The sequence below is a fragment of the Dorea acetigenes genome (genome assembly GCF_025567385.1).
Classification (GTDB): Bacteria; Bacillota; Clostridia; order Lachnospirales; family Lachnospiraceae; genus Claveliimonas; species Claveliimonas acetigenes.
The window spans coordinates 47,189-66,382 of sequence record NZ_JAOQJU010000007.1 but is presented as its reverse complement, the minus strand read 5'-3'; the positions used below and the strand labels follow the sequence as shown (position 1 = coordinate 66,382).

At 42.9% G+C, this 19,194-nt stretch carries 24 protein-coding genes and 1 tRNA gene; 23 read left to right on the top strand and 2 right to left on the bottom strand.

The features are described 5' to 3' along the window. The 6 genes from OCV99_RS08040 (at window position 1) to OCV99_RS08015 (ending at window position 3,854) form a co-directional block, all read left to right on the top strand. Window positions 1-1,275 (top strand): adenylosuccinate synthase, encoded by a 1,275-nt coding sequence (locus OCV99_RS08040; RefSeq protein WP_158369577.1) that lies wholly within the window; start codon window positions 1-3, stop codon window positions 1,273-1,275. A 258-nt stretch (window positions 1,276-1,533) separates the two neighbouring features. Next, window positions 1,534-1,806: a hypothetical protein gene (locus tag OCV99_RS08035; protein ID WP_158369576.1), complete on the top strand. Its 273-nt coding sequence runs from the start codon at window positions 1,534-1,536 to the stop codon at window positions 1,804-1,806. Continuing rightward, window positions 1,767-2,168, top strand: coding sequence for a hypothetical protein (locus OCV99_RS08030; protein ID WP_158369575.1), 402 nt, complete (start codon window positions 1,767-1,769; stop codon window positions 2,166-2,168). Before OCV99_RS08035 ends, OCV99_RS08030 begins: the two co-directional genes overlap by 40 nt. After that, complete coding sequence (locus OCV99_RS08025; RefSeq protein ID WP_158369574.1) at window positions 2,146-2,661, top strand: hypothetical protein; 516 nt, start codon at window positions 2,146-2,148, stop codon at window positions 2,659-2,661. The genes OCV99_RS08030 and OCV99_RS08025 overlap by 23 nt, the downstream gene beginning before the upstream one ends. Before the next feature lie 97 nt (window positions 2,662-2,758). Continuing rightward, window positions 2,759-3,280 (top strand): hypothetical protein, encoded by a 522-nt coding sequence (locus OCV99_RS08020; RefSeq protein WP_158369573.1) that lies wholly within the window; start codon window positions 2,759-2,761, stop codon window positions 3,278-3,280. A 415-nt stretch (window positions 3,281-3,695) separates the two neighbouring features. Then, complete coding sequence (locus OCV99_RS08015) at window positions 3,696-3,854, top strand: hypothetical protein (protein ID WP_262575210.1); 159 nt, start codon at window positions 3,696-3,698, stop codon at window positions 3,852-3,854. On the opposite strand, the gene OCV99_RS08010 is transcribed toward OCV99_RS08015, so the two are convergent. Next, a complete protein-coding gene (locus OCV99_RS08010) occupies window positions 3,851-4,075 on the bottom strand; it encodes a hypothetical protein (RefSeq protein ID WP_158369572.1) in 225 nt (74 codons plus the stop codon). The genes OCV99_RS08015 and OCV99_RS08010 overlap by 4 nt on opposite strands. A gap of 185 nt (window positions 4,076-4,260) precedes the next feature. Here OCV99_RS08010 and OCV99_RS08005 point away from each other — a divergent pair, with 185 nt between their 5' ends. The 13 genes from OCV99_RS08005 to OCV99_RS07945 all read left to right on the top strand — a co-directional run bounded on the left by OCV99_RS08005 (window position 4,261) and on the right by OCV99_RS07945 (window position 16,061). Further along, window positions 4,261-4,767, top strand: coding sequence for an SEC-C metal-binding domain-containing protein (locus tag OCV99_RS08005; RefSeq protein WP_158369571.1), 507 nt, complete (start codon window positions 4,261-4,263; stop codon window positions 4,765-4,767). Between the two features lie 31 nt (window positions 4,768-4,798). Then, window positions 4,799-5,662, top strand: a complete 864-nt coding sequence (locus tag OCV99_RS08000; protein WP_262575209.1) for an aldo/keto reductase family protein — start codon at window positions 4,799-4,801, stop codon at window positions 5,660-5,662. Window positions 5,663-5,694: 32 nt separating this feature from the next. Then, entirely contained in the window at window positions 5,695-6,126 is a 432-nt protein-coding gene (locus OCV99_RS07995; RefSeq protein WP_158369569.1) for an acyl-CoA thioesterase, read from the top strand. Between the two features lie 45 nt (window positions 6,127-6,171). After that, the gene (locus OCV99_RS07990; RefSeq protein WP_158369568.1) at window positions 6,172-6,486 is read left to right on the top strand and encodes a DUF1540 domain-containing protein; all 315 of its coding nucleotides are present in this window, start codon (window positions 6,172-6,174) and stop codon (window positions 6,484-6,486) included. Between the two features lie 128 nt (window positions 6,487-6,614). Further along, window positions 6,615-8,021: an AI-2E family transporter gene (locus OCV99_RS07985; protein ID WP_158369567.1), complete on the top strand. Its 1,407-nt coding sequence runs from the start codon at window positions 6,615-6,617 to the stop codon at window positions 8,019-8,021. Between the two features lie 2 nt (window positions 8,022-8,023). Continuing rightward, on the top strand, window positions 8,024-8,947 hold the full coding sequence (gene metA, locus OCV99_RS07980; protein WP_158369566.1) for a homoserine O-acetyltransferase MetA: 924 nt from the start codon (window positions 8,024-8,026) through the stop codon (window positions 8,945-8,947). Between the two features lie 23 nt (window positions 8,948-8,970). Further along, window positions 8,971-9,588 (top strand): formate/nitrite transporter family protein, encoded by a 618-nt coding sequence (locus OCV99_RS07975; RefSeq protein WP_158369565.1) that lies wholly within the window; start codon window positions 8,971-8,973, stop codon window positions 9,586-9,588. Between the two features lie 84 nt (window positions 9,589-9,672). Next, on the top strand, window positions 9,673-11,058 hold the full coding sequence (locus OCV99_RS07970; RefSeq protein WP_158369564.1) for an alanine/glycine:cation symporter family protein: 1,386 nt from the start codon (window positions 9,673-9,675) through the stop codon (window positions 11,056-11,058). Between the two features lie 11 nt (window positions 11,059-11,069). Next, a complete protein-coding gene (locus OCV99_RS07965; protein WP_158369563.1) occupies window positions 11,070-11,588 on the top strand; it encodes a dCTP deaminase/dUTPase family protein in 519 nt (172 codons plus the stop codon). A 113-nt stretch (window positions 11,589-11,701) separates the two neighbouring features. After that, window positions 11,702-13,063, top strand: a complete 1,362-nt coding sequence (locus OCV99_RS07960) for a spore germination protein (RefSeq protein ID WP_262575207.1) — start codon at window positions 11,702-11,704, stop codon at window positions 13,061-13,063. A 14-nt stretch (window positions 13,064-13,077) separates the two neighbouring features. Further along, the gene (locus OCV99_RS07955) at window positions 13,078-14,448 is read left to right on the top strand and encodes an MATE family efflux transporter (RefSeq protein WP_158369561.1); all 1,371 of its coding nucleotides are present in this window, start codon (window positions 13,078-13,080) and stop codon (window positions 14,446-14,448) included. A gap of 74 nt (window positions 14,449-14,522) precedes the next feature. Continuing rightward, the gene (locus OCV99_RS07950; RefSeq protein ID WP_158369560.1) at window positions 14,523-15,386 is read left to right on the top strand and encodes a DegV family protein; all 864 of its coding nucleotides are present in this window, start codon (window positions 14,523-14,525) and stop codon (window positions 15,384-15,386) included. Window positions 15,387-15,392: 6 nt separating this feature from the next. Further along, window positions 15,393-16,061, top strand: a complete 669-nt coding sequence (locus OCV99_RS07945) for a B3/B4 domain-containing protein (protein ID WP_227192354.1) — start codon at window positions 15,393-15,395, stop codon at window positions 16,059-16,061. A gap of 77 nt (window positions 16,062-16,138) precedes the next feature. Here the strand turns inward: OCV99_RS07945 and OCV99_RS07940 are convergent, their stop codons facing one another. Continuing rightward, window positions 16,139-17,494, bottom strand: coding sequence for a sodium-dependent transporter (locus tag OCV99_RS07940; protein WP_158369559.1), 1,356 nt, complete (start codon window positions 17,492-17,494; stop codon window positions 16,139-16,141). A gap of 373 nt (window positions 17,495-17,867) precedes the next feature. On the opposite strand from OCV99_RS07940, the gene infC reads away from it, so the two are divergent. The 4 genes from infC (at window position 17,868) to OCV99_RS07920 (ending at window position 19,176) form a co-directional block, all read left to right on the top strand. Next, entirely contained in the window at window positions 17,868-18,362 is a 495-nt protein-coding gene (gene infC / locus OCV99_RS07935) for a translation initiation factor IF-3 (RefSeq protein WP_158369558.1), read from the top strand. 33 nt (window positions 18,363-18,395) lie between these two features. Further along, window positions 18,396-18,593 (top strand): 50S ribosomal protein L35, encoded by a 198-nt coding sequence (rpmI, locus tag OCV99_RS07930; RefSeq protein WP_006427930.1) that lies wholly within the window; start codon window positions 18,396-18,398, stop codon window positions 18,591-18,593. Window positions 18,594-18,624: 31 nt separating this feature from the next. Then, complete coding sequence (gene rplT, locus OCV99_RS07925; RefSeq protein ID WP_158369557.1) at window positions 18,625-18,981, top strand: 50S ribosomal protein L20; 357 nt, start codon at window positions 18,625-18,627, stop codon at window positions 18,979-18,981. Between the two features lie 110 nt (window positions 18,982-19,091). Further along, window positions 19,092-19,176 (top strand) — tRNA-Leu (locus OCV99_RS07920). The last annotated feature ends 18 nt before the right edge of the window (window positions 19,177-19,194 follow it).

Here is a 19,194-nt window from a genome sequence, read left to right as displayed (position 1 = left end):
ATGGTTAAAGCAGTAGTAGGCGCTAACTGGGGAGATGAAGGAAAAGGCAAGATTACGGATATGCTTGGGGAGAAAGCAGATATTATTATCCGTTTCCAGGGCGGAGCGAATGCCGGACATACAATTATTAATAATTACGGCAAATTTGCACTTCACACACTTCCTTCAGGAGTGTTTTATAGTCATACAACCAATATTATTGGCAATGGTGTAGCATTGGACGTTCCGGTTTTGTTTAACGAAATCCAGTCCGTGCTTGATAAGGGAGTACCGATGCCGAAGATTCTTGTATCGAACCGCGCGCAGATGGTAATGTCTTATCACAAGAATTTTGACGCATATGAGGAAGAGCGGCTGGGAGGCAAATCTTTTGGTTCAACGAAGTCAGGAATTGCTCCGTTTTATTCTGATAAGTATGCCAAGATTGGTTTCCAGGTAAGCGAATTATTTGATGATGAACTTTTGAAAGAGAAAGTGGTTCGTGTTGCAGAACAGAAGAATGTATTATTAGAACATTTGTACCACAAACCATTGATTAATCCTGATGATTTATATCAGGAATTACAGGAATATAAGAAGATGGTTGAACCATACGTGTGCGACGTTTCCTTGTTCCTTCACAATGCGTTGAAGGAAGGAAAGGAGATTCTGCTGGAGGGGCAGCTTGGCTCTCTGAAAGATCCGGATCACGGCATTTATCCCATGGTTACATCATCTTCTACACTGGCAGCATACGGCGCAATCGGCGCAGGTATTCCGCCATATGAAATTAAACAGATTATTACAGTGTGCAAAGCATATTCAAGCGCAGTAGGTGCAGGCGCGTTTGTCAGCGAAATCTTCGGAGAAGAGGCGGATGAACTGAGAAGACGCGGCGGAGACGGCGGAGAATTCGGGGCAACAACCGGGCGGCCGAGACGTATGGGGTGGTTCGACTGTGTTGCCTCCAAATACGGATGCAGAATGCAGGGAACAACAGATGTGGCATTTACCGTTCTGGATGTACTTGGTTATCTGGACGAGATTCCGGTATGTGTAGGTTACGAGATTGACGGAGAGATCACAACAGACTTCCCGACCACACACCTTCTCGAGAAGGCAAAACCAGTGTTGAAGACATTACCGGGCTGGAAATGCGACATCCGGGGAATCAAAAAATATGAAGATTTACCTGAAAATTGCCGCAAATACGTCGAATTCATCGAAGAACAAATCGGCTATCCAATCACCATGGTATCCAACGGCCCAGGCAGAGAAGACATCATATACCGTTAGGCATGAGCCGTGCAAAAATGGAAGAAACGCTTCCGAGTATGCTTGCATACTCGGAAGCGTTTCTTTTATTTTATTCGATACAAAACGACAGAAAATTCCGAATATATAAAGAAAACAAGGATAAAATCAAAATAAAAACTTCAAAAGGTTGAATATATTGTGCAAATGTGGTGCTATCAGTATATAGATAGTTTTGCTCTTTCTTTTTCCTTACAAGAGAAAAATATTAATTATTATTTGGGAAAGAGGTGAACTTCTATGAAGAAAAAGATGTTTGGTCTGGTTGGGGTTATTTTGTTAGCGTTGATGATTTCGCCGATTGTATCACATGCAGAAGATCTTGACGCGGCGCAGAATGAAGAAAGTGCAACAGAAGGTACGATAGTAATGGATGAAGCGGCAGAAACGGCAATTAGCCATGCCGGAGAAATAATTTCTGTGAGTGCTGCTGAAAAAAGTGAGGAGGAGATAAGGGAATATGCCTTCGTTTTATGCAAGGTTCTCAGCCGGAACATGATGTCAGAGTTTTAGGTATGTGCCCGCTTTATGGATTGGATGATAACCTTACAGGATATTATGTACTGTTTTTGCGGGATGGGGAACCGAATGGCTATCTGTTGATTAGCTTCTTGCATGTTGGAACTCCGGTTGTGGATTTGGCATTTGACGGACTTGGAATTTTTGATGACACACAAGATGTTCAGATGTATACGAACACAGAGAGGGTTAGATATTTAGGACCGGATGAGTTTTATGTAAAAAATCTGAGTACTAATGGAACATATATTTCTTTGTTCGATAACCAGGTAATAACAGAGACAGAAGCCATTCAGATTTATAATAAGTCTTATAGACTGGACGGATACAACATTGGATGGAACAACAGAATATAAAATTCCCGGTTTCGGTTCAGGGTGGTCTTATTGGGTAACAAAGGATTTTGTAGCAGAAGACCATTGTGCTCCTACGGCGTTAACAAATATTTTATGGTACAGGGGTTGGCAGTCAACAACTAATGCAAATAATATCATAAGGAATAAAGTGACAAATGGAAGTACTGATGCGGCAACAGCGACGAATCTATTCTGGAGATTATATACTTTGCTGGGCACGAATGGAGGAAATCCCGGAACTCCATATGCAAATGTACCAAGCGCCTTAACTCATTATTTAGGTGTTACGCCTCAAAGTGGAGGCGTATGGAATTATAGGGAAGTAGAATTATTTCCAGTATTATTTGATACAGTAGCAGAGCAGTGTCCGATATATATGAAGATAGAAAGAGGCGAAAAAGGGCATGCGGTATTTGTGTTAGGAAGAATACGTGATACAGGAGGAAGTAAGTATTTGATAGTGCTGGATGGCTGGAATAGAAAGGGCGTTTAGTAGTAGCGGGGTATTATAGTAATGTGAAAGGCTACAAAATTTATATAACAGTATAATACTCTCTGCTAATTATCATATCATTTCGGGAGGTGGTTTTATGTTGGGCAAAAGCAATAAAAAACCGATTTTTGCGCTTGTATTGGTGATTCTTGCGGTGGCAATTATGCTGTTTATTCTTGTGCCGGAACCACTTGATTCGTCAGAGGTAGAGGCGGATCCAGAACCAAGTGAATATCTTGACCCGGCAATACGGAAGCTGTTGGAGGTCCCCGCAGAAGATGTGTATTCTATAGAGATTGAAAGAGTAGTTAAACCGGAAGTATATGAGGTTACGGATTCGGAAATTATTGAACGGATTATAACTAATTTGAATTCCATATCTGTACAGGACTGTGAAGCAGACTCCTGGTATAGAGATACCAGAGGATATATTCTGAGAATCTACAGCCGGGATGAGAATGGGAAGTATGGACAGGACGAGGTGGTTCTTCTGGGAGAAGACCAGAGTGGTACACAGATTATCGGCTGTATACCGTTGAATATAGAGACGGAACAGGTCGTAGAAGGAGATCTGGACTATGACTATATAGAAGAACTTTACAGGCAGTACGATAACTAGCATAGCGAAAGATGCCGCGACGGCAAAAGAAAGAAGAAATCATAAGTGAAGTAGAAGTAAAGGGTATCGGTCATCCGACATGGTCGGTACCCGTTTTATGATATAGGAAATTCCTTTGAATTTCCTATATCATAAAACGCTCTGCGAGATGCGCGCGATGTACAAAGGAAGGCTGCTTGCAGCAGCCGCACATCGGAGCGGCAAAGCGGAGCGAAGTAGAGGTACGGAAATCTTAAGAAACTTCTTATGTTTCTTTTAGATTTCTTCCATAGTTTGGACATATTTTACCAATATAATATCCAATATAGACAAAAGTAATTTTAGATAAAAGTCATATTATGAGGGGAAGAACAATATAATAATAAAGCCGGAAAATCGGAGATAAGAGTATAGATAAGGAAAAGGAGGTATTGGAATGCATCAGAAAAAAGAAAAGGAAAACTTCCGCGAAGTAATCTCAATGGAAGAATATCTTACAAAAAGACAGAAAATAAGAGAGAAAGAACGGAAGAAAACCAAAAAAGAAGCAACAGAAAACAACTCTGTCTGGATGTGGGCAGAGGTCTATGTTTAATCGCGAGGATTATTATCGTCCTCATTATCCCTGTGTGTAACCTTATATGCGAGGGTATATGCATATAAAAGTACGGGAAGAATGATGGTACATGCAATGGATGCCATCAAAAGATCCATGGTTCCTGAATGGTCGGTCAAAGCAAAGAAAAGAGTGCTTGCATACATGGCAACAAGCAGAATAGCGCCCAGAAGAGCCAGGATTCGTTTTGTTTTTTTCATAAATATTAACTTCCTTTACTATTTATTGAAATTGAACGTAGAGAATCAGCGTTCAAATATATTATATATAGCTTTTTGTAAAAAAGCAAATAAAAGAATGCTTTGAAAATACAGGGAAATGGTATATAATATATCCGTACGTTTTGTACGTACTGAAATAAAACACAAAGGAGAGCATATAAACTATGAGTCGTACATTATTAGAACAATGGAAAGATGTTGCCTATAATGAGAAGGCGGACAGAGGACAGCTTCAGAAATTCTGGGGAAGTTATTTCCAGATTGAAAAGGAAATTTACGAGCAGTTACTTTCAAACCCTGACGAAGAAGTGCGCGGGACATTGAAAGAGCTGGCTGAGAAATACAATCAGACGGTTATGACAATGGTAGGATTCCTGGATGGAATCAATGACAGTCTGAAAGAGCCTAACCCGATTGAGACTATGGATGAAGATACGGTGGTAAATCTGATTTATGACAAGGCACTGCTGTATAAGAATATGGTAGGAGCGAAAGCAGATTGGCTGTATGAACTTCCGCAGTGGAAAGATATTTTCTCGGAAGAAGAGCTGAAAGCACTTTACAAAGAGCAAAAACTGTCAACCACCATCCGCAAAGAAAAGAAAATCGGACGTAATGATCCATGCCCGTGCGGAAGCGGTAAGAAATATAAGCATTGCTGTGGTAAATAATTCCAAAGTCAGGAAAACGGGAGGGGACAGCGTGAAAACAATATATGATACGTTTGAGTTGAACAATGGGATAGGAAATCCCTGTTTGGGTTTTGGTACTTTTAAGTCTGCGGATGGAAAAAGTGCAGAAGTGCTGAAAATGGCAATTGATGCGGGATACCGTTATTTTGATACGGCGTCTTTTTATGGTACGGAGCCGTATCTGGCGGAAGCGATTGAAGATAGCGGGATTAAGCGGGAAGAGTTTTTTATTACATCAAAAGCCTGGAAGACCGAGATGGGATATCGTCAGGTAAAGCAAGCATTTGAAAAATCCCTGGAAAATCTCAGGACAGATTATCTGGATATGTATCTGATCCACTGGCCGCTGCCGGAAGAGGGATATACAGACTGGAAGAAGCTTGATATTGAGACATGGACGGCACTGGAAGAACTTTATGATGCCGGAAAGGTTAAAGCAATCGGCGTGAGCAATTTTCTGCCCCACCATATAGAGAATCTGCTGCAGAATTGCCGGATAAAACCGGCAGTAGATCAGATTGAATTTCACCCTGGCTATACACAGGAGATGACGGTGGAGTATTGTAAGAATCATCAGATTCTCGTCCAGGCGTGGAGTCCTATCGGAAGGAGCGTCCTGCTTGGAAATGCTATGCTGCAGGAGATTGCCGGGCATTATCAGGTGTCGGTTGCCCAACTGTGCATTCGTTATGCGCTTCAGCGGGGCATCGTTCCGCTGCCTAAGTCATCGTCGGCAGAGAGAATGAAGCAGAATCAGGATGTATTTGGATTTGAAATCAGCAGAGAGGATATGTTTAGGATGGGAACGATGGCGCAGACCGGCTGGTCAGGACAACATCCGGATACAGGAAGCGTTGTGGCTCCGTCCAGATAGTGCGAAGGATATACAAAAGAAGGATACATAGAATGGGAAAGTTTACTCCGTATAAGCATAAAGTACAGTACTATGAGACGGATCAGATGGGAATTGTCCACCATTCTAATTATATCAGATGGTTTGAAGAAGCAAGAACCGATTTGCTGGAACAGATGGGAATCGGCTATGATAAGATAGAAAAGGAAGGAATTGTCAGTCCGGTGCTGGGTGTGGAAGCAAATTACCTCAGGATGGTCCGGTTTGGCGATACTGTTACCATTGAAACCAACATAACAGAGTATAATGGTATTAAATTAATTGTGGAATACCGGGTGTTTGATGAAGAAACCGGAATGGTACATTGCCTGGGTGTTACAAAACATTGTTTTTTAAATGAAAAAGGCAGGCCGGTCTTTTTGAAAAAGAAGCATCCCAGGCTTCACAAAATGTTTCTTAAGGGTATCGAGAATAAGAAAGAGTGAAACAGGACACACTACCTCTGATGATTGAATGAAGGAGGTAGGAAGATGCCAGAATTAAAATGTACTGTGCAGACATGTATGCATAACAAGAATTTTTATTGTGACCTTGATGCGATTCAAGTAGGAGGAAATTCTGCAAAGAACGCAGAAGAAACCTGTTGTGACAGTTTTGAAGAGCGTAAGGGCGGCTCTTACAGCAATGTGACAGGCGAGGCGTCACCGAGAAGTGATATTGACTGTAAAGCGGTAGAGTGTATGTATAATGATAACTGCCGCTGCCATGCAGGAAAGATCAGCGTGGAAGGAAGTAACGCCTGTCAGTGTGAGCAGACAGAATGTGCAACTTTTAAATGTAGCTAAGGTATAGAAGATGGAGATGCGGCAAAACAGACTTTTGTTGTGTCTCCATTTGCTTTTTTACATATAAATGTTATAATGGCTTTAGGAATGTCAGCTTGTGATAATTTTAGGAAAGGGATAGAATATCCATGAACAGTGAAAGAGAGCCTGAAAAAAAAGTGACAATGAAGAGACAGGAAGCCTATTATAATAATCGGCCGAACATAGGAACAAAGGGACCATCTAAGCTGCGTCAGCAATTTGCGAAAGGGATGACATTTTTCCTGGTGGTAGCAGCAAGCATAATATTCTATTTTGCCTTGTTGCGGCTGCCCCATATTTCGGATGCATTTGCAACGACAGTGGGCGTGCTTAAACCGATTTTGTATGGATTCGCCATTGCCTACCTTTTGAATCCCATTGTGAAAAAGGTAGATTTGTATATGGTTCCGTTCTTAGATAAGCGGATGAAGAATAAGAAGAAAGTCCGTACCATTTCACGAACCGCAGGAGTGCTGGCTTCCCTTATTGTACTCATTCTTGTGATTGTTGCTTTGTGTAATATGTTGATTCCGGAGTTATATAAAAGTATCCGTAATCTGGTATTTACCTTGCCGGGACAGTTGAATGACTGGGTGAATGCACTAAATGGGATGGAAATATCTGATTCAACGATGAGTTCGCTTCTGAAGACGATTGTCAATGAAGGGACAGACATGTTTCAGAAGTGGCTGCGCACGGATCTTCTGAATATAGCGAACGAATGGATGTCTACTTTGACAGTGGGAGTCATTAATGTCTTCAGTGAGCTTTTTGATTTGCTGATCGGAGTGATCGTATCCGTTTATGTGCTGTTTAGTAAAGAGACATTTATGCGGCAGAGCAAGAAAGCAGTTTATGCATTTTTATCTGCCCATAATGCGAACCTGGTTCTGCATTTTACGCGGAAGAGCAATGAGATATTCGGCGGATTTATTATCGGCAAGATTATAGATTCCGTGATTATCGGAGTTTTGTGTTTTGTGGGACTGTCCTTGCTGAAAATGCCCTATACGCTGCTGGTAAGCGTAATTGTTGGGGTGACGAATGTTATTCCTTTCTTTGGTCCATACATAGGGGCAATCCCAAGTGCTATCCTGATTTTATTAGCAGATCCGATGAAAGGCGTCTACTTTATTATTTTTATTTTGATTCTGCAGCAGTTGGACGGGAATTTTATCGGGCCGAAGATTTTGGGAAATTCCACCGGGCTGTCAGCATTCTGGGTTATCTTTGCTATTTTGCTCGGCGGAGGATTGTTCGGATTTGCCGGGATGCTGCTTGGTGTGCCTACATTTGCAGTAATTTACTATGTGGTTCAGATGTTGGTTAATAACAGGCTGGAGAAGAAAGCACTTCCTGTGCAGTCAGGATATTATGATGAATATAGTTATGTAGATGATTCCGGAAGCTATGTGTCCTCCAGGGAACAGGTGGATCAAATGGACACAGAACAGGAACCCGGGACGGATAGGGAACCTGGCGAGAAGGAAAATGTAGAAGAAAAAGGAGAATAGTTATGCCGATTCGAGTACAGAATGATTTGCCGGTAAAGGAAATACTGGAACGGGAAAATATATTTGTTATGGATGAACACCGGGCAACCCACCAGGATATACGTCCTATTAAGATTGGGCTTTTGAACCTGATGCCATTAAAAGAAGATACGGAGCTGCAGATTCTGCGCTCTCTTTCTAACACGCCGCTTCAGGTGGATGTGGTTTTTGTGAATGTGTCAAGCCACGTGTCGAAGAATACATCTACCAGCCATCTGAACAAATTCTATCTCCCGTTTTCGGAGATTAAAGAACAGAAATTTGATGGTTTTATTATTACAGGAGCTCCGGTGGAGCAGATGCCTTTTGAAGAGGTGGATTATTGGAAAGAATTGACGGAAATCATGGAGTGGAGTAAAAGCAATGTGACATCGACGCTGCATCTTTGCTGGGGAGCGCAGGCAGGGATTTACTATCACTATGGAATTGATAAAGTGCAGTTGGATAAAAAGGTGTTTGGAGTGTTCTGGCACAAGGTTCTGAACCGTAAGATTCCTCTTGTAAGAGGATTTGACGATGTGTTTTTGGCTCCCCATTCTAGACATACAGAAGTTCCGCTGGAGAAGATCCGGGCGGATGGGAGACTTACCGTGCTGGCAGAATCGGATGAGGCAGGATTGTTTTTAGCTATGGCGCAGGATGGACGGCAGATATTCGTGATGGGGCATCCCGAGTACGACCGGGTGACGCTGGATGGAGAATATAAGAGGGATTTGAATAAGGGACTGCCAATCGAGATGCCAAAGAATTATTATAAAGACGATAATCCGGATAATAAACCGCTGCTTACCTGGAGAGCTACGGCGAACAATCTTTATACGAATTGGCTCAATTATTATGTCTATCAGGTAACCCCTTATGATTTGTTGGGGACGCCCAGTTTTTAGGTGTTTTGAGGGAGTGAAAAAGAATGAGAAAGAGTGGAAGTGTATTTTTATCAGCCGTTGGAGCGGGGCTGGCAATCTCGGTTGGAGGGACTGTTTATCTGTCTCTGGAAAATAAAATAGCAGGCGCCCTCTTGTTTACAATAGGATTGTATGCGATTGTACTGAATGGATTGTATCTTTATACGGGCAAGGTTGGCTATCTTGTGGAGCAGAAGAATAAGAAAGAATATGGGATTTTGCTTGTGCTTACCTGGCTTGGTAATCTTGTTGGGACCGGTATCGGGGCGGCTGCCTTGTGCGGCTCCAGAATCAATGGTATCCGTGATAAAGCTTATGATATTTGTCAGGCGAAGCTTGCGGATACGCCGGGAAGTCTTTTTCTGCTTGCAATTTTCTGCGGAATGCTGATGTACATAGCGGTAGACGGTTATAAGAAGACAGAGAATCCGATAATTCTGTTTTTATGTGTCAGCGTGTTTATTTTGAGTGGCTTTGAGCACTGCATTGCTAACATGTTTTATTTTAGCCTGGCGGGAGTCTGGTCGTTTCGTGCGCTTTTCTGCCTGCTGGTTATTACGCTTGGAAATAGTGTGGGCGGTGTGCTGATACCCTTCATAAAAAAAGCCGAATATACATATTGAGAATAAAACATTGCTATTTTCTGAAAATTCATGTACAATAGGCTTGATAATGCAAAAAGGAAAAAGAAAAGAAGGGGGAAGAATATGTTTGAGGCTATTAATTCTTTCGTAACGAGTGTAAACAATGTTGTGTGGGGCTGGGCAATGATTATTTTGTTGTTCGGTACCCATGTTTTTCTGACAATCCGCACCGGATTCATTCAGAGAAAGACGATTACAAAAGGAATCAAGCTTTCCATATCCAAAGATCCGGATGCGGAAGGAGAGGTATCACAATTTGGCGCATTAACAACGGCGCTGGCTGCAACGATTGGTACCGGTAATATTATCGGTGTAGGTACAGCCATTGCGATGGGTGGACCGGGAGCAGTCCTTTGGTGCTGGCTGACCGGTGTATTCGGGATTGCTACGAAGTATGCAGAGTCCCTGATTGCGGTGAAATACAGAGTGAAGACGGCAGACGGACGTATGCAGGGCGGAGCCATGTATGCGCTGGAACGTGGATTGAATATGAAATGGCTGGGCGTAATCTTTGCAGTTTTTGCCGGCTTTGCATCCTTTGGTATTGGATGTGCGACGCAGGTGAATGCGATTGCAACCGTATGTAATGAGAACTTTGGCATTCCCGGATGGGTTGTCGGTGTTTTGATTGCAATCCTTACGGCAATTGTAATTTTCGGCGGTATTAAGTCTATTGCTAATGTATGTGAAAAATTAGTTCCATTTATGGCAGTTTTCTATGTGCTGGGTTGTATTATTATTTTGTGTATGAACTATGATTATATTATTCCGGCAATTGTAACCATCTGTAAGCTTGCGTTCACTCCGGGAGCGGCAGCGGGCGGTCTGGTTGGTACCGGTATCAGAATGGCGATTCAGTATGGTGTTGCCAGAGGACTTTTCTCCAATGAATCCGGTATGGGTTCTGCTCCGATTGCGGCGGCAGCAGCACAGACAAGGAATCCGGTTCGCCAGGCGCTGGTATCTTCTACAGGTACTTTCTGGGATACAGTAGTTGTATGTCTGATGACAGGACTTGTACTGGTAACTACAATTATGAAGAATCCGGCAATTAATGCGGATCAGGTTGATAACGGAGGTGTTCTTACTTCAATGGCATTTGGACAGATTCCGTATCTTGGACCGATTATCCTGACACTGGGAATTATCTCCTTTGCTTACTCTACGATTCTTGGATGGGCATACTACGGAGAACGCTGTGTAGAATATGTTGCTGGTAAGAAGGCTTTGATCCCTTATCGTGTTCTCTATATTGTTGTAGCGGCAATTGCCCCGGTTATTGCGCTTGATTTGGTATGGCTGATTGCTGATACATTGAATGCATTGATGGCAATCCCGAACTTGATTGCTGTGCTTCTTCTTTCTAATGTAATCGTCAAAGAGACGAAGAAATACATAAACAATCTGGATGCAAAGGATGATACGCCTATTCCGGTTGTAAAGGATTAAAAGGAGAAAAGATGGCAAAAAGGATTGCAAGATTTGAAAAAGTAAGCTGGGAGCAGTTTTCACAGGATTGGATTGATACTTTTGGTTCAGAAGAACCAGAAAAAATCCGGGAAATATATGAATCGGTTAAGCTCCCGAGAAGAGCGACGGCCGGCTCCGCCGGATATGATTTCTATGCTCCGGTGGATTTGGTGGTTCTTCCGGGAAAAACGGTGAAAATCCCAACGGGTATCCGGGTACAGATGGAAACGGACTGGGTATTGAAGTGTTACCCAAGAAGCGGACTTGGATTTAAATACCGTCTGCAGCTGAACAATACGGTTGGGATTATTGACAGTGATTATTATGCTTCTGACAACGAAGGGCATATTTTTTCAAAAATAACCAATGATACGAATGAAGATAAGATTGTCAGAATTCCCGCAGGAACCGGGTTCATGCAGGGGATTTTTGTAGAGTATGGCATTACGGTGGATGACGATGTAGAGACGGTCAGAAACGGCGGCTTTGGAAGTACGACACAGGCATAATGCCGGAATACCGGAAAAGTATCGGGAATCCTTCCCGAACTGATACATAGTTTTTTGCTTTTAGGGAAAGCTAAAGCTATAGATCAGATGTGAGATGACATGGAGGAAGGATTATGCCGGATACAAGAAAAGTTACTGCGTCAATAAAAGAGAACGTAGCTTATATGAACCAGGTATTGCCTGTAGAGGAGAGCTTTGACATTGTTCAGAGAGAGATGACCGTAGGAGGCAGAGAGGCATCTTTTTATTTTATTAATGGTTTTGTAAATGATGAATCTATGCTGAAAATTATGGATTCACTTTTTGGCGTAAAAGCAGAGAATATGCCAGGCAGTGTAACGGCATTTGTGAAGGAATGCATTCCCTATGTGGAGGTAAATGTCATTGGGGATTTTGATCAGGTATTCCGGAATCTTTTGTCGGGCACTGCCTGCTTTTTTGTGGACGGATATGAAGCCTGTATCGTTATCGATTGCCGGAGCTATCCGGCGAGAAGTGTGGACGAACCGGATAAAGATAAGTCATTGCGTGGTTCCAGAGATGGATTTGTTGAAACGATTGTATTTAACACAGCTCTTATGAGACGAAGGATCCGGGATTCTCATTTGGTTATGCAGATGCTGGAGGTAGGAGAAAGTTCAAGAACGGACGTGGCAGTCTGTTATATGTCGGATAGAGTGGATAAGGAACTTCTGGATAATGTGATGTCACGGCTGAAGAGTATTCGGACAGATGCGCTCCGTATGAATCAGCAGAGCTTGGCAGAATGCCTGTTCAAAAGAAAATGGTTCAATCCTTTTCCTAAGTTTAAATTCACAGAGAGGCCGGATACGGCAGCAGTCTGTCTGTTAGAGGGAAAGGTGGTTATTATGGTAGATAATTCTCCTTCGGCGATGATTCTTCCGACCTCGGTTTTTGATATTATTGAGGAGGCGAATGATTATTACTTTCCGACACTCACCGGAATCTATCTGAAGATTACACGGGGGCTGATTGCGCTCATGACGGTATTTCTCACCCCTGTTTTTCTGCTTTTTATGCAGAACCTGAACTGGCTTCCTAAGGTATTTGCTTTTGTGGCGGTAAAAGATACGGTAAATATTCCGTTGATTTTTCAGCTTCTGCTTCTGGAAATTGCTATAGACGGACTCAGGCTGGCGGCGCTGAATACGCCGAATATGCTCAGTACGCCGTTGAGCGTTATTGCAGGTCTTGTGATGGGAGAATTTTCGGTGGCGTCAGGATGGTTTAACAGTGAAGTTATGTTGTACATGGCATTCGTGGCGGTGGCGAATTATACCCAGCCGAATTTTGAGCTTGGATATGCCCTGAAATTCATGCGCCTTCTGCTTTTGGTGCTGACAGCAATGTTTAACTGGATTGGATTTCTGGCAGGGTGTATCATTGTTATATGTAGTATCTGCTTTAATAAAACATTGTCGGGCAGAAGTTACCTTAATGTTAAATTGAATTAAATGGAGGTAGTATTATGCAGGAAAAACAGGAAGAACGACTGGGAAGTGAACCCATCGGGAAACTGATTGTCAGTATGGCGGTCCCGTCGGTGGCCGCCCAGATTATCAATGTGTTATATAATATTATTGACAGAGTGTATATCGGACATATCGAAGGATATGGAGATATGGCGCTTACGGGAGTGGGAGTTACCTTTCCGATATTGATGCTGATTTCCGCTTTCAGTGCGTTTGCAGGGATGGGAGGCGCACCGCTTGCTTCTATCAGAATGGGAAGACAGGAGTATGATGAAGCTGAGGACATCCTGGGAAATTCAGCGGGGCTTTTGGTTTTGTTTGCTGTGATGCTTACAATTGTTTTTTCCATCTTTAAAACCCCGATTCTCTATGCCTTTGGTGCCAGTGAAAACAGCATTACCTATGCCGTGGACTATATCTCCGTTTATCTGCTGGGAACTATTTTTGTACAGATTGCGGTAGGGTTAAATACATTTATCAGCGGCCAGGGGCAGGCAAAGATTGCTATGCTGTCTGTCCTGATTGGTGCGGTGCTTAATATTCTGCTGGATCCTGTTTTTATCTTTGTATTACATATGGGCGTCAGAGGCGCGGCGCTGGCTACGATTATCTCTCAGGCCGTGAGCGCATTATGGATTTTGCATTTCCTGACGTCTCAAAAAAGCGTTATCAGGCTGCGCCTGAGAAAAATGCGCCTGAAACCGTCTCTGGTTGGTAAGATTGCTTCTCTTGGTATATCGCCGTTTATTATGCAAAGTACGGAGAGCCTGGTAAGTATTACTTTGAATTCCGGGCTGCAGCGGTACGGAGGAGATCTGTATGTGGGAACGATGTCTATTTTGAGCAGTGTTATGCAGTTGATTGTTATTCCTATGCAGGGAGTATCGCAGGGCGTGCAGCCTATTATCAGCTATAACTATGGCGCGAAGAATGGAAAACGTGTGAAGGAAGCCTTTTTTAAGATGTTAGCAATTTGTTTTCTTGGGACGTTCCTGCTTGCAGGAATTGCGGTGATTGCCCCGGAGATTTATGCGGGAATTTTTACGAGCAATCAGGCGCTGGTGAATCTGACTTGTGAAGTGATGCCGGTCTATTTTCTGGGAATTACGATTTTCGGTATTCAGAATGCCTGCCAGAGTACTTTCCTTGCATTGGGACAGGCAAAAGTATCTCTGTTCATAGCTTTGCTCAGAAAGGTGATCCTTCTGATACCACTGGCGATTATTCTTCCGAAATTCATGGGAGTTATGGGGATTTACCGGGCAGAGCCAATTGCAGATGTGATTTCCGTGCTGATTACCATTTTGCTGTTTACTGTTACATTTAAAAAGATTTTGCATAACATGGAGAATCGTGATATGATATAACAGTGGTAACGCCAGGCAAATGTGGATTTGCGCGGCAATGCACGGGATATCAGATGCAGCAAGGAGGCAGAGTGATGCGAGATTATGTGATTACTGTGAACAGTACTGTGGATTTACCGAAAGAATGGCTGGAAGAAAGAAGCGTTCCTGTAATTCCACTGAAATATACAATGGATGGAAAGACCTATGAAGACATGAATGGATTGACTGCAAAGGAATTTTTTGATAAGCTTCGCCAGGGAATTATGTCGGTGACATCACAGGTTAATCCGGAGGAGGCGAAGGCGGCCTTGGAGCCTTTCTTAAAAGAAGGGAAAGATGTGCTTCACCTTGCCTTTTCTTCAGGACTTAGCGGTACCTGTAATAGTATGGTGCTTGCGGCAGAGCAGTTACAGGAAGAGTATCCGGAGGCGAAGGTTATAGTGATAGATACACTTTGTGCCTGCCTGGGAGAAGGATTACTTCTTTATAAAGTACTGCAGCTTAAGAAGGAAGGGAAGACCATTGATGAGGCTGCGGCATGGGCAGAAGAGAATAAGCTTCATATCTGCCATGATGTGACGGTGGATGATCTGAATCATCTGCACAGAGGCGGACGCGTGTCGAAGGCAACGGCAGTTCTTGGAACTATGGTGAAGATTAAGCCCATTATCCATATGGATAATGAAGGAAAGCTGCAGGTAATCGGTAAGGAGAGAGGACGTAAAAAGTCTCTGCACCGGATTGTGGATATGGCAGTAGAGCAGTCAAAGGGCTGGGAGAATGACATTATTATGATTACGCACGGTGATTGTATTGAGGATGCAGAATATGTGGCAGGATTGGTCCGGGAAAAGATGGGAATTGACAACATTCTGATCCATAATATCGGAACCGTAATCGGAAGTCATACCGGTCCGGGCGTTGTGGCAGTATTTTGTATGGGAAATGCGAGGTAACGGACAGTGAAGAAGGACTTAACGATTGACAGAGAGATGAAAGAGAAATGGGCGGCGACCAGGGTCGGCTGTCTGCAGTATAAGGTGAAGGTAGAAAAGAAGAATCCGGATATGTGGAACTACCTGAAGAAGGATGTTTTTAAGAAAACGAAGGATGCTATTTTTGATTATGGTGTTAATGAGATACCGAACGTGAAAGAATCTCGTGCCGCGTATAAGGCATTCGGGAAGGATCCCAGCAGGTACCGGGTATCTTCGGAAGCTTTAATTCGAAGAATCGGACAGGGAAAAGGTCTGTATGAGGTCAATACAGTGGTGGATGTGAATAATCTCATATCCATTGAATCCGGCTTCTCAGTCGGATCTTATGACACAGCTCGTATAGATGATACACTGGTATTCCGTGTTGGACGGCCCGGAGAGACTTATAAGGGAATTGGGAAAGAAGAGATCAATATTGAAGCGCTTCCTGTATTGGCTGACAAGGCAGGAGCAATTGGAAGTTCTACCAGTGATTCGGAGCGCGCGATGATTACGGAAGACGCAAAGGAAGTTTTGACGCTGATCTATTCTTTTTCGGACAATCAGGACTTGGAAAGAGCATTGGAGTACGGAAAACGGTATCTGGAAAAATATGCGGGGGCTGAGGAAGTCGAAAGCTGGATTGTAGAATAAGAAAAATTCAAAAGGTTTTGAAGAATAGGAAGGAGCTGCCGGAAAATACCGACAGCTCTTTTCAGCATTGCATATTTCTAAAGCTTGAAAATTCCAAGTGCATTGGCAATAGAACTTACCAGAATCATAATCAGGAAGATGGGGGCAATCCATTTAATCATAACGGTAAACAGCTTCTCCCCTTTGAATGTCCCGTCTGTCACCTTTACTTCATCGGCAATAGCTTTCGGTTTAATGATGAATCCGATAAAGATACAGGTGAACAGTGCAACGATCGGCATCAGGATGCTGTTGCTTACAAAGTCCATAATATCCAGGACGGACATGCCCATCCAACTGATGAAGCTTAAAGGTCCGAATCCGAGAGAAGACGGAATCCCCAGCAGTATGGAGAGAATTAAAACAAAAATACAGGTCGGTTTACGTCCCCAGTGAAACTTATCGCAGAAAATAGATACGATGGTTTCCATCAGAGAAATTGCGGATGTCAGCGCCGCAAAAAATACCAGGATGAAGAAAATGGTTCCGATAAAACCGCCAAACTTCATGCTTGCGAATACCTTTGGAAGTGTGATGAACATCAGTCCCGGACCTGCACTGAGCGCAGAACGGTCTCCGCCGGAGAAGGCGAACACAGCGGGGATAATCATCAGACCTGCGAGGAAAGCAATTCCTGTATCAAATATTTCAATCTGCCTTACTGAACTTTCCAGATGGTCGTTTTTTTTCATATAGGAACCATAAGTAACCATAATACCCATCGCCAGTGACATGGAGTAAAATAACTGTCCCATGGCGGCAAGGATTGTTTTTACGGATACATCTGCCATATGAGGCATAATATAGTAGGCAAGACCTTCCATAGCGCCGTCCAGAGTCAGGCTGTAGATAGAGATGACAACCGTAAGGACAACCAATACAGGCATCATGAACTTGCTTACTTTTTCAATACCCTTCTGTACGCCGCAGAGTACAACGAAAGCGGTAATGCCTATAAAGAGAAAAAACCATCCGAGCGGTTCAAAGGTTCCGCCGATAAAATCTGAAAAATAGGTATCTTGCGCAGCAACAGAAGAGCCTCCGCTGATGAAGACGGCAAAGTACTTAACAACCCAGCCTCCGATTACAGAATAGTAAGGGAAGATGATAATCGGTACAATGGATGCCAGGATTCCAAGGAATCCGAAACGGGAATCCAAGGATCTAAAAGCACCGATAGCGCTTAATCCGGTTTTGCGTCCCAAGGCAACTTCACCAATCATAAGGGCGAAGCCGAAGGTGACAGCCAGGATTAAGTATATTAAGAGAAACGTACCGCCTCCATACTGAGCCGCCAGATACGGGAAACGCCAGATATTCCCCAGACCGACTGCAGAACCGGCAGCGGCCAGTACAAATCCCAGCTTGCTAGAAAAATTGCTTCTTTCGTTCATTGAATAAAAACCTCCTCAAAATCATTCTCTCATTTCTTATATTTTAATGACAGTGTGTAAAAACCATTATATAGAAAAAAGTCGGATTTCGCAATAGAAAAAAGGTTGACAATGAAAAAATAATGTGTTAGATTATTAACTGCGTGAAGCGGAAAATAAAGTAGAGTATCCACTCTCACCTCAGTGCAATCGGGCATCTGGCGGTTTGATAAAGCGGCATGAAAAAAGAGATTGTATAAGTCTCTCTTGTATTTTATGCAGAGTTGAAAGTGGATAGTCGGAAGCTGTTCACTTATTTTTTATGTAAGGAAAGAGTACTGCTTACATTTTATGTTTTATTTTATGATGGAGGTGCACTACAATTAGCGATTTAATGATTAACGAGCAAATCAGAGACAGAGAAGTACGCGTAATCAGCGAAGAAGGAGAGCAGCTTGGCATTATGTCTGCGAAGGATGCGATGAAACTTGCGCATGAAGCAGATTTAGACCTTGTGAAGATTGCTCCGAAGGCTCAACCGCCGGTATGCAAGATTATTGATTACGGTAAGTATAAGTATGAGCTGACAAGAAAAGAAAAAGAGGCCAAGAAAAAGCAAAAGACGGTCGAGGTTAAGGAAGTGCGTCTTTCACCCAATATCGACACCAATGATTTGAATACAAAGGTGAATAGTGCGAAGAAGTTCATTGGGAAGGGAAATAAAGTAAAAGTCACGTTGCGATTCCGCGGGAGAGAAATGGCACACGTACAGCAGAGCAGACATATTTTGGATGATTTTGCCAAGATGCTGGAGGATGTGGCTGTGGTGGAGAAGCCAGCCAAACTCGAAGGAAGAAATATGAGCATGGTTTTAACTGTAAAACGTTAAAAATAAACACACATTATCAAGGAGGAATATATCATGCCAAAAATTAAGACAAATAGAGCTGCTGCAAAGCGCTTCAAAAAAACAGGTACAGGAAAGTTAAAAAGAAATAAAGCTTACAAGAGCCATATCTTAACAAAGAAGTCTACAAAGAGAAAAAGAAATCTCAGAAAGGCAACTATTGCAGATGCTACTAACGTAAAGAATATGAAGAAAGTATTACCATATCTCTAAGATAAGACAGATATTGAAGGAGGAATAAGACATGGCAAGAATCAAAGGCGGATTGAACGCTAAGAAAAAACATAACAGAACTTTAAAATTGGCAAAAGGATATAGGGGAGCACGTTCCAAACAGTACAGAGTTGCAAAACAGTCTGTAATGAGAGCGCTTACATCTTCTTATGCAGGAAGAAAACAGCGTAAACGTCAGATGCGTCAGCTCTGGATTGCACGTATTAATGCGGCAGCAAGATTGAACGGACTGTCATACAGCAAGTTCATGCATGGCTTAAAGTTGGCGAATGTGGATGTGAACAGAAAGATGCTGGCAGAGATGGCGGTAAATGATGCTGCAGGATTTGCAACACTTGCAGAAGTTGCAAAGTCAGCGCTCGCTTAATTTATAGAAAACAGAAACTTCCGTCTCCCGGCGGGAGGCGGAGGTTTTTGAAATTTGGTATTGACATTTATGAACCAATGTAGTAATCTATTAGACGGACGTTAAGTCAAGCGGAAGTGTCGGAACTGGCAGACGAGCAAGACTAAGGATCTTGTGATCAATGCGATCGTGTGGGTTCAAGTCCCATCTTCCGCATTCAGGAGGATTGCGCAG

Coding starts and splice junctions, on each gene's coding strand:
- OCV99_RS07940 (WP_158369559.1), bottom strand. CDS start 17,494: ATGAACGAAAGAAGCAATTTTTCTAGCAAGCTGGGATTTGTACTGGCC.
- OCV99_RS08005 (WP_158369571.1), top strand. CDS start 4,261: ATGAGTCGTACATTATTAGAACAATGGAAAGATGTTGCCTATAATGAG.
- OCV99_RS07960 (WP_262575207.1), top strand. CDS start 11,702: ATGCCGGATACAAGAAAAGTTACTGCGTCAATAAAAGAGAACGTAGCT.
- OCV99_RS07965 (WP_158369563.1), top strand. CDS start 11,070: ATGGCAAAAAGGATTGCAAGATTTGAAAAAGTAAGCTGGGAGCAGTTT.
- OCV99_RS07995 (WP_158369569.1), top strand. CDS start 5,695: ATGGGAAAGTTTACTCCGTATAAGCATAAAGTACAGTACTATGAGACG.
- OCV99_RS08040 (WP_158369577.1), top strand. CDS start 1: ATGGTTAAAGCAGTAGTAGGCGCTAACTGGGGAGATGAAGGAAAAGGC.
- OCV99_RS07975 (WP_158369565.1), top strand. CDS start 8,971: ATGAGAAAGAGTGGAAGTGTATTTTTATCAGCCGTTGGAGCGGGGCTG.
- rpmI (WP_006427930.1), top strand. CDS start 18,396: ATGCCAAAAATTAAGACAAATAGAGCTGCTGCAAAGCGCTTCAAAAAA.
- rplT (WP_158369557.1), top strand. CDS start 18,625: ATGGCAAGAATCAAAGGCGGATTGAACGCTAAGAAAAAACATAACAGA.
- OCV99_RS08020 (WP_158369573.1), top strand. CDS start 2,759: ATGTTGGGCAAAAGCAATAAAAAACCGATTTTTGCGCTTGTATTGGTG.
- OCV99_RS08030 (WP_158369575.1), top strand. CDS start 1,767: ATGCAAGGTTCTCAGCCGGAACATGATGTCAGAGTTTTAGGTATGTGC.
- OCV99_RS07955 (WP_158369561.1), top strand. CDS start 13,078: ATGCAGGAAAAACAGGAAGAACGACTGGGAAGTGAACCCATCGGGAAA.
- OCV99_RS08015 (WP_262575210.1), top strand. CDS start 3,696: ATGCATCAGAAAAAAGAAAAGGAAAACTTCCGCGAAGTAATCTCAATG.
- metA (WP_158369566.1), top strand. CDS start 8,024: ATGCCGATTCGAGTACAGAATGATTTGCCGGTAAAGGAAATACTGGAA.
- OCV99_RS08010 (WP_158369572.1), bottom strand. CDS start 4,075: ATGAAAAAAACAAAACGAATCCTGGCTCTTCTGGGCGCTATTCTGCTT.
- OCV99_RS08035 (WP_158369576.1), top strand. CDS start 1,534: ATGAAGAAAAAGATGTTTGGTCTGGTTGGGGTTATTTTGTTAGCGTTG.
- infC (WP_158369558.1), top strand. CDS start 17,868: ATGATTAACGAGCAAATCAGAGACAGAGAAGTACGCGTAATCAGCGAA.
- OCV99_RS07950 (WP_158369560.1), top strand. CDS start 14,523: ATGCGAGATTATGTGATTACTGTGAACAGTACTGTGGATTTACCGAAA.
- OCV99_RS07990 (WP_158369568.1), top strand. CDS start 6,172: ATGCCAGAATTAAAATGTACTGTGCAGACATGTATGCATAACAAGAAT.
- OCV99_RS07970 (WP_158369564.1), top strand. CDS start 9,673: ATGTTTGAGGCTATTAATTCTTTCGTAACGAGTGTAAACAATGTTGTG.
- OCV99_RS07985 (WP_158369567.1), top strand. CDS start 6,615: ATGAACAGTGAAAGAGAGCCTGAAAAAAAAGTGACAATGAAGAGACAG.